At 70.7% G+C, this 12,918-nt stretch carries 15 protein-coding genes; 10 read left to right on the top strand and 5 right to left on the bottom strand.

Annotation, left to right across the window (positions count from 1 at the left end):
- Positions 1-279: 279 nt before the first annotated feature.
- Positions 280-1,185, bottom strand: coding sequence for an EamA family transporter (locus tag ACZ5XZ_RS13855; RefSeq protein ID WP_468977499.1), 906 nt, complete (start codon positions 1,183-1,185; stop codon positions 280-282).
- 159 nt (positions 1,186-1,344) lie between these two features.
- On the opposite strand from ACZ5XZ_RS13855, the gene ACZ5XZ_RS13850 reads away from it, so the two are divergent.
- Positions 1,345-2,214, top strand: a complete 870-nt coding sequence (locus ACZ5XZ_RS13850) for a LysR family transcriptional regulator (RefSeq protein WP_468977441.1) — start codon at positions 1,345-1,347, stop codon at positions 2,212-2,214.
- Positions 2,215-2,275: 61 nt separating this feature from the next.
- Here ACZ5XZ_RS13850 and ACZ5XZ_RS13845 read toward each other — a convergent pair whose 3' ends face one another.
- Both ACZ5XZ_RS13845 and ACZ5XZ_RS13840 read right to left on the bottom strand, forming a co-directional pair.
- Complete coding sequence (locus tag ACZ5XZ_RS13845) at positions 2,276-2,692, bottom strand: hypothetical protein (RefSeq protein ID WP_468977439.1); 417 nt, start codon at positions 2,690-2,692, stop codon at positions 2,276-2,278.
- A 414-nt stretch (positions 2,693-3,106) separates the two neighbouring features.
- Positions 3,107-3,274, bottom strand: a complete 168-nt coding sequence (locus tag ACZ5XZ_RS13840; protein WP_468977438.1) for a hypothetical protein — start codon at positions 3,272-3,274, stop codon at positions 3,107-3,109.
- Between the two features lie 415 nt (positions 3,275-3,689).
- Between ACZ5XZ_RS13840 and ACZ5XZ_RS13835 the strand changes: the two genes are divergently transcribed.
- The 9 genes from ACZ5XZ_RS13835 (at position 3,690) to ACZ5XZ_RS13795 (ending at position 8,528) form a co-directional block, all read left to right on the top strand.
- On the top strand, positions 3,690-4,211 hold the full coding sequence (locus ACZ5XZ_RS13835) for a DUF6879 family protein (protein WP_468977496.1): 522 nt from the start codon (positions 3,690-3,692) through the stop codon (positions 4,209-4,211).
- 56 nt (positions 4,212-4,267) lie between these two features.
- Positions 4,268-4,528 carry a hypothetical protein gene (locus ACZ5XZ_RS13830; protein ID WP_468977436.1) on the top strand — a complete coding sequence of 87 codons (261 nt, stop codon included), beginning with the start codon at positions 4,268-4,270 and terminating at the stop codon, positions 4,526-4,528.
- Complete coding sequence (locus tag ACZ5XZ_RS13825) at positions 4,500-5,027, top strand: DUF6879 family protein (protein ID WP_468977433.1); 528 nt, start codon at positions 4,500-4,502, stop codon at positions 5,025-5,027. Before ACZ5XZ_RS13830 ends, ACZ5XZ_RS13825 begins: the two co-directional genes overlap by 29 nt.
- A gap of 24 nt (positions 5,028-5,051) precedes the next feature.
- Positions 5,052-5,906, top strand: coding sequence for a helix-turn-helix domain-containing protein (locus tag ACZ5XZ_RS13820; protein WP_468977432.1), 855 nt, complete (start codon positions 5,052-5,054; stop codon positions 5,904-5,906).
- Between the two features lie 221 nt (positions 5,907-6,127).
- Entirely contained in the window at positions 6,128-7,360 is a 1,233-nt protein-coding gene (locus tag ACZ5XZ_RS13815; RefSeq protein ID WP_468977494.1) for a helix-turn-helix domain-containing protein, read from the top strand.
- A gap of 304 nt (positions 7,361-7,664) precedes the next feature.
- The gene (locus ACZ5XZ_RS13810; RefSeq protein ID WP_468977430.1) at positions 7,665-7,850 is read left to right on the top strand and encodes a hypothetical protein; all 186 of its coding nucleotides are present in this window, start codon (positions 7,665-7,667) and stop codon (positions 7,848-7,850) included.
- Entirely contained in the window at positions 7,850-8,047 is a 198-nt protein-coding gene (locus ACZ5XZ_RS13805; protein WP_468977428.1) for a hypothetical protein, read from the top strand. Before ACZ5XZ_RS13810 ends, ACZ5XZ_RS13805 begins: the two co-directional genes overlap by 1 nt.
- A 71-nt stretch (positions 8,048-8,118) precedes the next feature.
- Complete coding sequence (locus ACZ5XZ_RS13800) at positions 8,119-8,289, top strand: hypothetical protein (protein ID WP_468977425.1); 171 nt, start codon at positions 8,119-8,121, stop codon at positions 8,287-8,289.
- Positions 8,286-8,528, top strand: coding sequence for a DUF7848 domain-containing protein (locus tag ACZ5XZ_RS13795; protein ID WP_468977424.1), 243 nt, complete (start codon positions 8,286-8,288; stop codon positions 8,526-8,528). The genes ACZ5XZ_RS13800 and ACZ5XZ_RS13795 overlap by 4 nt, the downstream gene beginning before the upstream one ends.
- Before the next feature lie 444 nt (positions 8,529-8,972).
- On the opposite strand, the gene ACZ5XZ_RS13790 is transcribed toward ACZ5XZ_RS13795, so the two are convergent.
- Both ACZ5XZ_RS13790 and ACZ5XZ_RS13785 read right to left on the bottom strand, forming a co-directional pair.
- Entirely contained in the window at positions 8,973-9,584 is a 612-nt protein-coding gene (locus tag ACZ5XZ_RS13790; protein WP_468977422.1) for a GOLPH3/VPS74 family protein, read from the bottom strand.
- Between the two features lie 162 nt (positions 9,585-9,746).
- Complete coding sequence (locus tag ACZ5XZ_RS13785) at positions 9,747-12,674, bottom strand: FAD-binding and (Fe-S)-binding domain-containing protein (RefSeq protein ID WP_468977420.1); 2,928 nt, start codon at positions 12,672-12,674, stop codon at positions 9,747-9,749.
- Positions 12,675-12,918 lie beyond the last annotated feature (244 nt).

Here is a 12,918-nt window from a genome sequence, read left to right as displayed (position 1 = left end):
CATCGGCCCATGTGCCGGGCGGCCAGGGCGGGTTGACAGGCGTCGTGGTGCGTTACGGGTTCCGCACCGAGGGTGGCAGCGCGCGGAGAAACAATCAAGCATGCATGCATGATTTTCGGGCCCGGGGCGGCGTCACGGGGCCGGCCGTGCGGGGTTACCGGGAAGCGCGCGTCACCCGGCCGGGGCGGGCGCTCACCTGGCCGGGGCGGGCGCCCACCAGGCCATGAGCGTCACCAGGCCCGCCCGCCATCAGGCCCGCCCGTGATCACGCCACAGGCGTCAGCGGCCGGCCGCCGCGGACCGCACCGCGCCCACACTCGCGACGACGACCAGCCCGATCGCGACGATCTCCGCCCAGCCCAGGGCCTGGCCCAGCACCAGGAAGCCGGCGGTGGCCGCCGCGGCCGGCTCCAGGCTCATCATCACCGCGAAACCGGAGGCCGGGAGCTTGCGCAGGGCGAGCAGCTCCAGGGTGTAGGGCAGCACGGACGACATCATGGCGACCGCGGCGCCCAGGCCCAGGGTGACCGGGTCGAGCAGTGCGGTCCCCGCGCTGAAAGCGCCGAGCGGCAGGCTGAGCAGCGCGGCGACGGTCATCGCCAGCGCCAGCCCATCGGCCTGCGGGAAGCGCGCTCCCGTACGGGCGGAGAGCAGGATGTAGGCGGCCCACAGGCCGCCGGCGGCCAGCGCGCACCCCGCGCCGACGAGGTTGAGCCCGTCGAACCCCTCGCGCCCCAGCAGCACCACTCCGCCCAGTGCCAGCGCCGCCCACACCAGGCTGAGCAGCCGGCGCGAGGTGGCCACCGACAGGATCAGCGGCCCGAGGAACTCCAGGGTGACCGCGGCGCCCAGCGGGATCCGGTCGATCGCCTGGTAGAAGAGCGAGTTCATCCCGACCAGGGCGACGCCGAAGGCCAGGACCGTGGCCCAGTCGCCGCGCGTGTAGCCGCGCACCCGGGGACGGCAGAAGAGCAGCAGGACCAGGGCGGCGACGACCAGCCGCAGGGTGACCACGCCCAGCGCACCGGCCCGCGGGAAGAGCAGCACCGCAACCGAGGAGCCGAACTGCAGCCCGACGATCCCGCCGATCACCAGCGCCACCGACCCCAGCCGCCCGCGCGCCCCCGGCGCCCCGGCCCGGGCGGCCCCGGCCTGTGCCGCGCACACCTCGGGCGAGGGCGGCACCGGGTGCGGGACCTCCCCGTCACCGGGGGCCCTGGTGGTGAGTTCTGTGGCGAGTATGCGTCCCTCGGGACCGGCAGGCGAAGCGTTCACCCCACCACGCTAAGGCCCGCCGTTCTCGTCCGTGAAATGCCTTTTCCCCTGTTGTTATGCTCCGCGCGCATGAGCATCGAGCTGCGTCACCTCCGCTGCTTTCTCGCCATCGCCGACACCCGCAGCGTGACCCGTGCCGCCGAGCGCCTGCACCTGACCCAGCCCGCCGTCTCCCGCACCCTGCGCCGGCTGGAGCAGGAGCTGGGCGTCCGCCTCGTCGACCGCTCCACCCACCACCTCGCGCTCACGCCCGACGGCGCGGCCTTCCGCGACCGGGCCGCGGTCGCCGTGGCCGCCTTCGACCGGGCCCTGGGCTTCGCCCACCACCCCGGCTGGCCGCTGCGCCTGGGGCACGCCTGGTCGGCCGCCGGTACGGACACCACCGCGCTGCTGCGCCGCTGGCACAAGGAGCACCCCGGCACACCGCTCGAACTCCTGCGCATCGACGACCGCACGGCCGGTCTGGCCCGCGGCGAGGTGGACGCCGCCCTGCTGCGCGGCGACGTCCACGCCCCGGGCCTGGTCACCGAGCAGCTCACCACCGAACCCCGGGTCGCCGGCCTGCCCGCCGACGACCCGCTGGCCCACCGCGCCACCCTCTGTCTGACCGAGCTGGCCGACCGCACCATCGCCCTCAACACGGTCTCCGGCACCACCACCCTCGACCTGTGGCCGGCCTCGGCCCGCCCCTCCTCGACGATCACCATCGGCAACACCGACGACTGGCTCGCCGCCGTCACCGGCGGCCGCGCGGTGGGCGTCACCACCTCCGCCACCGCCGAGATGCACCCACACCCGTCGATGGCGTACGTCCCCCTCACCGACGCCCCACCCGTCCCGGTGGTCATCGCCTGGCGCGACGGGCCGGGGCATCCACGCATCCCGGACCTGGTCCGCCTGGCCCATGAGGTCATGGGTCACCGCCGCAACGAGCCCTGATCGTCCGGCCGCCCCACACAGCCGCTACAGCTGCCCTTCACGGGTAGCCATAGCGGGTGATCTAGCGCAGCGGACACCGGTACTCCGGACGCACCCGGTGCGGGCTACAGGCGATCAGATTGAGAGAGAGAAACCGGTCGCCGACCACCCACCAACCGCCGACACGGTCCTCCCCCGCAGCCAGGATCCGTATGGTCTCCTCATACCGCTCACGCGAAAACTCCCCCGCACACGAGCCGGCGAAGAGCTCGGCGTACAGGTCCAGTTGCCCGGCAAACCAGTCGGCCCCCTCCCGCGGCTCGTGGAACGTCCCCTCGACCCGGGAGGCCGGTTTCAGCAGCCAGTCCGCACACTCCAGCGGCATCACCTGGGCGGACCGGAACTCCGCGTGCCCCGGCCGCCGGTGAGCGTCCCCCGGCTTCACGAGGACGTCACCGTGCCCGAGCCAGACATAGGCGTGGTGGTGGGGCGTGGTCATCTCTCTCCCTGCTCGACGGCTGCGAGCACTCGTTCGCGCCGTCGCCTTCTTCTCCGGCCCCGGTGCTTGTCACTTGTCACTCATCGCGGGAGAGCAGGCAGCCCACGCCCAGCGAAGGCACACGGGCCGCCCGCCTCCTTCATGGGCTACTGACGACCGCAGCCCTGCCCGTCGCCGCACCCTCCGCTGGGGTTGCCGTCCTGGCCGTCGTCCTCGTCGCCGTACTTGACCGGGTCGAGGCGGTATCGCATGGTGATCTCCTCGGTGCTCTGTCGGCGCACGGTCGGTCCGCGCGTCGTCGTGCACTAGCGAGGGCCCTTGGCGGGCCCCACCCGCTCCGGCCGTGTCCTGCCAGGGAATGCCGGCCGGGGCGGGAGTCTTCGCGGCTACACCGCGCTTGCCCTTGGACCGGCTCTACGGCCCCTTCGCGTGCACCATCCGATGCCGCACGATCAGCACGTTGAAGTCGCTCACCCGGCTGAAATCCCGCTCCGCCTCGGCCTGCTTCCTGCCTCGCTCCAGGGCTTTGCATTCGCTGCACTTCTGCATCGCGGACGCGGTTGGAGAGCCATAGGCGGACATGCGGATGCCTCCATCGGGCGCGGTTGAGACCAGGCGCGGCCGCCACATCCGGACGTGCGGCAGAGCTGCTCGGATGACGACGCTATGGACCTCGCGCACCCGCGCACCATCAATGTGCAGAGATGTGCATACAGCCACTCCTACAGGTGAGTTGGCTGCCTTACGGTCTTGCCCCGACCTCACATGCCCGCCATCGTGATGCACATCAACGCACAGCCACAGGACGGAAACCGGAGGACCGCTATGGCCTTACCACCCTTCACCCCTGACCCCGGCACGCGCCGGAAGGACGCATCGGCGTCTGCACTAGCCGCACCGCCCGCATACCGTCCGCGCTGAAGGAGATCAACCGATGCCGCAGAGCGTGCGACCCACGGGCTCGCAGAACACTGCGCAACCGTCGTGGAAGGCTGACATGGATCTAACGGAATTTGGCGAACTCATGGAGTCTGCTCAGCGCTCCGCCGTGTTCCTGCAAATGCGGGATGTATACAACGTGAGCGAAGAAGCCGAGGACTTCGCCATTTGGCAACGCACAGGCCAGCAAGACCTCGATCCCGATTCGAAATACTGGGCACCGTGGGTCAAAGTGATTTCCCGTGCCGTCGCGCGTGGCGTTGAGATCCGGAGAGCACGCATCGTATCCGAACCGGTGTCCGACTCCATTCGATACCTGCATCAGGCCGTCGTCGTCAACACCCATGCGGGCGAACAGGTTCGCTGGCTTCCACGCCGCCACGCCTCCGATATCGCCCTGCCAGGCAACGACTTCTGGCTCTTCGACGATCGCCTGATCCGGTGGAACCACTTCGATGGGAACGGCGCCGTGACCCTCCACGACGACTCCGACGATCCGGCTACCGCCAAACTCTGCGCCGCCGCCTTCGAAGCGGTCTGGGCAAGATCCATTCCGCACGCCCAGTACGAGCTCCGCTAACGGCACGGGCCAGAAGAAGAGCTACTCATCACGGCAACAATCACAGGGAGACCGACATGGCATTACAGTTCATCGGGATCGACCCCAACTCCGAGGAGGAAGAAAGTCCCACAGTGTGGGTCGACCAAGAAAAGCTGGAAATCGTCCTCCAAGGCTGGAAGCCGGACCACGAACTCGAAGCGGAATGCGCTGCGTTCGAGCTCCCTGGTCACGCGAAGGGGATCCCGGACCATGAAGCCGTGATCCGCATCCCCGCCAGGATGACGCAGATGATCCGAGAGGCGTGCGATGCCGTCGAGCGTCCCGAAGTTCCATGAGCTAATCTCCAAGTGCACGTGCTCAGCCGTGCACTTGGAGATGCGCGACTCCTACGCTGTCGACTACGAAAAGGGGCCATTCGCCGACTGGAAGAATGGATTCCGACGCGATCCCGCAGACCGGGCATCATGGTGGCGTCCATGGCACGACCTCATCCAAGAGACCGTGTCCAGCGGCGTCGTCGTGCGGCGGGCCCGTATCGTGTCGGAGCCGGTCAGCGAATACACCCGGTTCCTCTACGACGGCACCTTCACCAACGTCGCCGCCGGCGAACAGGTCCGCTGGCTCCCTCGCCGCCGGGCCTCCGACATTGCCCTCCCCGGGAACGACTTCTGGTTGTTCGACGAGCAACTGGTCCGCTGGAATCACTTCACCGGTGAGGGCACCTCAGGCGGCCCAGAGGTCACCGACGATCCTGCCGCGGCCAAACTGTGCGCAGACGCGTTCGAGGCCGTATGGTCGCGAGCGATTCCACACGACCAATACGAGATCCGCTAGCAAAGGCATCGGCTCAGCCAGCTCATGTCCGTCTCACCGTCCTCGTCTGCGCAAGCAGGTCGCGAAGCCGTTGCGCGTCGGCTACGCGACCTGCGCAAGGGCGCTGGCCTGACGGTCATCGAGCTGGCTGACCGGTGTGGCTGGCACCACGCCAAAACGTCCCGCGTCGAGAACGCCCGGACCGCACCCTCGACCAAGGACATCCGCCTATGGTGCCGAGCCTGCCAGGCGGATGACGAGGCAGAAGGCATCATCGCGCAATCCCTGCACGCTGAGTCGCTGTACACCGAGTGGCGCCACCAGGTGCGCAACGGCCTCAAGCAGTTGCAGAACCGTTCAGCCCAGTTCTTCCGCCAGACCACGTTGTTCCGGGTGTATTCATCAACCCTGATTCCGGGCCTTCTGCAAACCGAGGGCTATGCGGCTGCCGTGCTGCGGAGGGTCGCCGCATTCCGGGGGCTCCCCTTCGACGACAGCGCCGAGGCGGCGCAGGCTCGGATTGAGCGCTCCCACGTCATCCATGAGCCGGGACGCCGGTTTGTACTCCTCATCGAAGAAGCAGTGCTGCACTACCGCACCGGGGATGCCGACACGATGGCCGGGCAGCTGGGCTACCTGCTTACAGCTGGTGCCCTGCCGACCGTGTCGCTCGGCATCATCCCGATGGCAGCCCACAACCGAGTGCAGTCGCCGCGTGAGACTTTCCACGTATACGACGACAGCCTTGTATCGGTCGAGCTGGTGTCAGCACGCGTAAGGGTCACTCAGCCCTCCGAAATCTCCCTGTACCTCAAGGCATTCGAGCAACTACGCAGCATGGCCGTGTACGGCACGGAGGCGCGAACGCTGATCGTGAAGGCGCTTGAGGCGTTGCGCTGAGGAGGCGGTGTACGGCGGAGAACCCCGACCACCAGTTGGTGGCACAGCAGTTAGGCGCCCCATACGACCGAGTGGTACGGGGTCATGGCCGGGGGGCGGCCGGTCGCCGGCGGAGTGGTGCCGACACAGCATCGCCCCCGCCGGGCACGGGGGCCGATCACCGTTCCCCTGTGACTGCCCAGGAGTACCGTTCTGAGTGTCTGTTCAGAACGGAGTTCAGCATGCCACGAGGTAATGACACCCAGGCAGACCGCCTCCGGGACTTCCGCCGCAGCCGGGGCCTGACTCAGGAAAGTCTTGCTCAGCGCGCTGGGCTGAGCCTAGGCGTGATCAAGAAGATCGAGCGCGGCGGCACTGCTCGCATCGAGACCTATCATGCCCTTGCCCGCGCCTTGAAGGTTCGTACCTCCGCACTCTTCGAGCCGGGCAGCCCGCACTCCACGCCCCGGGATGACGGGGACAAGATGACCTTGATGCTGATGCGTCAGGCCGTCGCTCCACCCATAACTGTCTCTGGACGGCCCGGATTGGGCGACAGCATCGCGGTTGACCCGGACCTCCGTCACCTGCGCCGCACGGCCGATGCGCTGGCCAAGTCCTATTACCGCGATGACTACGGACAGGTCGCGGAGCTGCTGCCCGCCTTGGTGCGCTCGGCGCGTGTAGCACTCGACTATTTCGACGGCGGCCCGGAACACACCGAGGCGCTGAAGCTGCGAGCCGACGTGCTCCAGATGGCCGGGCGTTACCTGACTCAAGTGCGAGCATACGATTTGGCCCAACTCGCACTGCGGGATGCTGTGCAGGATGCAGCTGCGGCAGCCGACCGCACGGGGGCCGCGTCGGCTATCTACTTGCAGGGGTGGACGCTGGTGCGTCAGGGGCGGCTGGATGAAGCCGAACAGCTCGCGGTAGTCACCGCGGACGAGATCGAGCCACGCATCTCCCGCGCGTCGCAAAAGGAACTGGGAGTGTGGGGGCGGCTGCTGATTCGGGCAAGTAGCGCGGCGGCGCGGAACAACCGAGCCAGGGAAGCCCGGGAGGTGCTACGGCTGGCACGTACAGCTGGCGCCGCATTGGGAGGCAGCACCGCGACAGAGCTATGCAGTTGGGGCCGCTTCAACTGGTCTGCCGTGGCCTTCCAAGCGGTTGAGAACCAGCTGGTGGCGGAAAAGCCCGATCGGGTCCTTGGGCTTGCAGCGCGAATCCCGAAGTCGGCCACGGCTACCTCGAACACCTGGAACCGACACATGTTGGATGTGGCGCAGGCGCACGCGATGCTAAGGCACAGCGACGAGGCGACGGGCCTGCTTGCCGGACTTCATGAACAGGCACCGGAGTGGCTGCGGCACCAACGTCTGGCAACGGAGACCTTCCAGACTGTATTGCGCTCGAATAAGCGGCGATTGACGCGGCAGCAGCGAGACTTGGCGCGGTTCTTCGCGATCACATAAAGGGACACGAAGCGTGGCCCTTCCTGGTGAGGCATCCGGGAAGGGCCACTTTTCGTGTCTGTATACGCACAACTGGTGCCCATACCGTCGATCCCTGCCAAGCCACAGAAGACCCCCGCAACCGTGCGACCGGTCCGGGGGCGTGGCCACCAACCGCTAGGAGGTTGACGACATGGCGAAGACTATCGCCACGATCTTCGAAACGCTGCTGTGCTTGTTACTGCCCGCGCGAGGGCGCCACCGGTCCGCCGACGCACTGCCCGCCGCGAGGGGCTCGGACGCTGCGAGGCATGTGCTTCCCCGCGTGCCCGCTCGTGAGCAGGGGCTGTTGCGTGGTGAGGACGTTGCCCTGATCCGCCCGTACGTCCTCACCCCCGAGGAACGGCAGGAACGACGGCTGCAGCGCGGGCGGCGGCGCTCACTATGGCTGGCGGTGCACGGGTACGACTCGGGGCCGCGCTGGATCCACGGTGTGGAGGTGGTGGGCTGATGCCCAGTATGAACCGCCCTGTTCACCTGGGGAACCCGTTTCCGGTGGCGGAGATCGAGCCGGTTGCCGGGTGCGATGTGTGCATGGCCCTGGCCGCGCAGCGCGCGGCGGCGCGCGCCGTTGGGGACTCGTCGAAGGCGATCGATTGCCACATTGAAATCGGCCGCCACCCCCACGCGAAGGCGGCGCGGTCGTGAGCGCGGGCGCATGGTCGCGACTGTGCTGGTCGGTTGAGGAATCGTGGCACCGGCACATCAGGTACCGGGAGTTGTACCGGCAGCTTGACCGGATGCGGGCGGAGGTCAGGGCCCGTACCGCGTGGATGGATGAGCTGACCGAGGAGGAGACGGCGGCGATGCTGCGCGGTCTCGCCGAGTGCATCGACGCCATGGAGTCGGCAGGCGGAGATGCTCCGGAGCGTCCGGAGTGGCTGGTATGAGGGCGCGTTACCGGTTCGCCGAGTGGACGCTGGCGGCCGATTCGGAAGTGCGGTTCATCGGCGAGTGCCTGGACTGCGGGGAACGCTGCGTCGATACCGAGTCCGCCGATGAAGCCCAGGGGTGGTGCCTCCAGCACGCCGGGCTCACCGGGGACAGGCGCTTTGAGATGAAGGGGTTCCAGCTGTTCGCCGCCTACATGACCAATGCGGCGGCGGACGGTACTCCTCCCGCGACGTAGGCCGGGAAAGGGGGCCGAGTGGCACGTCCTCCAGCCGCCCTGCTCGACGACTGGCGGCGGGACCGCCAACCACCAGGGCCCGGGTTCCCCTCCCTGAGAGAGCCGGGCCGCACCACCGAAATGAAGTGATGAGGGAGGTGACCGTCCATGTGCCCCGTTGAAGGTTGTGGAGGCAGGCTGGTCCACGGCGGCAAGTCCGCCACGTGCGACACGTGCCACAACACGTTTGACACCTGACATCGCACCGGCCTGCGGCCCTGGCTCTCGCCCCCGAGAGAGCCGGGGCCGTTTCGGCCGTCTGCTCACCGAAGTCGGGTGGCGGGGGTGGGTGGCGGGCTGCGCTCCCCCGCAGCCCGCCACCTGCCGAGCGGGGCGCGCGCCTGCTGGCCGTATGTCTGCCGGCACCCGCCGTGCGCGGCCGGACGCCGGTCGTGCCCGCCCTCGTCAGCCGCCGTCGCCCCGCCAGACGTTGTCGAAGGCCGCCTCGTCGATGGCGCGCCGTTGCCGTTCGAACTGCAGGTGTCGGACCGCGTCGTCGACGGCGGCGAGCACGGTGGCCACCGCGTCGTCGGCCACGCCCGGGGAGTCCTCGGGGTGCTCCTCGCGGATGCCGACGGCCGCCGCGAGGGCGGCGAGGACGGGCTCCTGCTCGGTCCAGCGGCTCACCGCCCGGCGGCGGTCGGCGGAGTCGGCCAGCCCGACCCGGCCCGCGTCGAAGGGCTTCCAGCGGCGGCGCTCCCGGGTGAGCTGCCCCTCGGTCTCCAGTGCGGCCAGATAGGCCCCGTGCAGGCCGCGGCCCCTGCGCCACAGCCAGTCGTCGACCGTTTCGTACGGCGCCTGGCCGACGAGCGAGGACGCGGCCTGCTCCAGGAGGTCGTCGGCCAGTGCCGGCCGGTAGCCCGGGACGATGCGCTCGCCGTCCAGGGTGACGGCTCCGGCGCCGAGGAGGTCGATCACCTCGGCTCCCGCGAGCGCGAGCGACAGATCGCCGCGTTCCAGGGGGCGGGTGGACTCCACGTCCATCGACACGATCAGCAGGTCCCGCGGTGTGGTCATGAGCGGCTCCACGTCAGGGCCGGTGCCCCGCGCCGCGAAGGCGTGCGGTGCCGTGCGCCGGTGGGCCCCGGCCCGCCGGCGGGCACTCCCGTATCGGGCACTCCCGTATCGGGCACTCCCGTATATCGAGCTTACGGAGCGCCGAGGGCCGCTGCATCCCGGTCAGCCGCCGTCCACCTCCCCCAGCGCCTCGGCCAGCACCTCCGCCAGGTGGCGGCCCCGCCGGCCCGCCAGCTGGTCGAGCTGGGTGCGGCAGGAGAAGCCGTCCGCGAGGAGCTCCGCCTCGGGCGGCGACTGCCGCACCGCGGGCAGGAGTTGGTCCTCGGCGCAGGCCACGGACACCTCGTAGTGGCCCTTTTCGAAGCCGAAGTTGCCGGCCAGGCCACAGCAGCCGCCGCTCAACTCCCCGGTGAGTCCGGCGCGTTCACGCAGCCGGCGGTCGGCCGCGTCGCCGAGGACGGCGTGCTGGTGGCAGTGGGTCTGGCCGGCGACGGGGCGGTCCAGGCGCGGGGGTCGCCAGTCGGGGGCCAGTTCCTCCAGGGCCTCGGCGAAGGTGCGCACCTGGGAGGCGAGGTGGGCGGCGCGGGGGTCGTCGGCGAGCAGCTCGGGCAGGTCGGTGCGCAGGGCGGCGGCGCAGCTCGGTTCGAGGACGACCAGCGGCCGGCCGGGCCGGAGCAGGGGATGAAGGACGTCGACGGTGCGGCGCATCACCGCGCGGGCGTGGTCGAGCTGTCCGGTGGAGACATAGGTCAGGCCGCAGCACAGGGGGCGGTGGCGGCGCGGGAGGCGGACGGGCCCCGGCCCGTCGGACGCGGAGCGCGGCGGCGCGGTCGGCGGGAGGAGGGGGCGCAGGCCGGCCGCCTCCAGGACGCGTACCGCGGAGCGGCCTACCTGGGGGGAGAGGTGGTTGGTGAAGGTGTCGGGCCACAGCACGACCGTGCGGGCGGCGCCGGCGCCCGGCTCGCCGGTGGAGCGGTGGCGGCGCCACCACCAGCGGGTGAAGGTCTCGGCGGCCAGTTCCGGGACGGGCCGCTCGGGGGCGATGCCGGCGAGGCGCTTGCCGAGGGCGGCCAGGGGCGTGCGGGCGAGGGCGTTGAGGACGGGGGCCGCCGGTGCCGCGGCGTGCAGCCACTGGGGCAGCCGGCCCATGGAGTAGTGGGCGGCGGGGCGCAGCCGGCCCTCGTAGTGGTGGTGGAGGAACTCCGCCTTGTAGGTGGCCATGTCGACGCCGACCGGGCAGTCGCTGCGGCAGCCCTTGCAGGACAGGCACAGGTCGAGGGCGTCGCGCACCTCCGGCGACCGCCAGCCGTCGGTGATCACTTCGCCGGCGAGCATCTCGTGCAGCAGCCGGGCCCGGCCGCGGGTGGAGTGCTGCTCGGCGCCGGTGGCGCGGAAGGACGGGCACATCACGTCCGTCGAACCCGGCGCCGCGTGGGCGCCCCGGCATTTGGCGACGCCCACGCAGCGGCGTACGGCGGCCGAGAAGTCCCCGCCGTCGTGCGGGTAGCCGAAGGCGACCGGGACCGGTTCCTTGGGCAGGGACGCAAAGCGCAGGTTGTCGTCGAGGCGGGCGGGGCGCACGAGCATGCCGGGGTTGAGGCCGGCGGCCGGGTCCCACAGGTCCTTGAAGCGCTCGAAGAGGCCGACCAGCTCCGGGCCGTACATCTTCGGCAGCAGCTCGGCGCGGGCCTGACCGTCGCCGTGCTCCCCCGACAGCGACCCACCGTAGGAGACGACCAACTCGCCCAGGTCGTAGGAGAATTCCCGGAAGCGGCGGATGCCGGGGGCGCTTTGCAGGTCGAAGTCGATACGGACGTGGATGCAGCCGTCGCCGAAGTGGCCGTAGGGCGTGCCGCGCAGGCCGTACTGGGCGAGCAGGGCGCGGAAGTCCCGCAGGTAGGGGCCGAGCCGGGCGGGCGGTACGGCGCAGTCCTCCCAGCCGGGCCAGGCCTCCGTGCCGTCGGGCAGCCGGGTCGCGGTGCCGGAGGCGTCCTCGCGGATCCGCCACAGCGCCCGCTGGCCGGCCGGATCGGTGACCAGGGTGTGGTCGGTGGCGCCGTCCGCGGCCGCCGCCCGGCAGAGCGCTTCGGCGCGGGCGGCCGCCTCGGCGGGGCTCTCGCCGCCCATCTCGACGAACAGCCAGGCGCCGCCCTTGGGCAGCCCGGCCGCACTGCCCACCAGGTCGGCGGCCATCCCCTCGACGGTCATGGGCTTGTGCGGCAGGAGGGTGTGGGCGGCCTCGGCGGCCGCGCTCTCGTCGGGGTAGCCGAGGACGGCCAGCGCGCGGGCCGCGGGGGTCCTCACCAGCCCCACGGTCGCCTCGGTCAGCACGCCGAGGGTGCCCTCGCTGCCGGTGAGGGCGCGCGCCAGGTCGGTGCCCGCCTCCGGCAGCAGCGCGTCCAGGGCGTAGCCGGAGATACGGCGCGGGAGGTCGGGATAGCCGGTGCGCAGCAGCGCCAACTCCCCGTCGACCAGGGCCTTGACGCCGTCCCGCAGGCGCGGCGGCAGTCCGGTGGGGGCGCCGGTGGGGTCCGTGCCGCGGCCGGCGCGCACCCGCTCGCCGCCGTAGGTCAGCAGCCGCAGTTCGCGGACGCTGTCGGCGGTGGTGCCCCAGGCCACCGAGTGCGACCCGCAGGAGTTGTTGCCGATCATGCCGCCGAGGGTGCAGCGGCTGTGGGTGGAGGGGTCGGGCCCGAAGGTCAGCCGGTGGGGGGCCGCGGCCGCCCGCAGGTCGTCCAGCACCACGCCGGGCTGCACCACGGCCGTCCGGCTCTCGGCGTCCAGCGACACGATCCGCCGCATGTGGCGGGTGAAGTCCAGCACGACGCCGACGCCGGTCGCCTGGCCGGCGATGCTGGTCCCGCCGCCGCGCGGCACCACCGGCACGCCGTGCTCCCGGCACACCCGCAGCGCCGCCGCGACATCGTCGGCGTCCCGGGGCGCGACCACCGCCCGGGGCACCCGCCGGTAGTTGGACGCGTCCATCGTCACCAGCGCCCGGTCGGCCGCGGCGGACGAGACCTCCCCTCGTACCGCGGCCGCCAACTCCTTCACCAGGTTCCGCTGCTCCGTCACGTTGCGATCAGCCATGTCCCCAGCCTGCCCACTGAAACCGGTCCATGAGGCCTTCGGCGGGGCCGTTCCTTGCGGCGGGGCCGTAAGACGGCGCGGGATGCCGCCGCGGCCGCCGGTTCGCCCTGCTCCGCCGCGGCCGCGTTCGGGTGGAAGCGGAAGACGTCGTGCGGGTCGCTGACCGGGCCGCCCCGTACGGGTGACACCGAAGCCGGGGTGTACGACGCGGACGAGGCGCCGCCGTGAGCGCCGCCCGCCTGTC

This window comes from Streptomyces sp. NPDC033270 (assembly GCF_055576575.1).
Note: the sequence above shows the minus strand (reverse complement) of the source record. Positions and strands in the feature narration are given on the sequence as shown.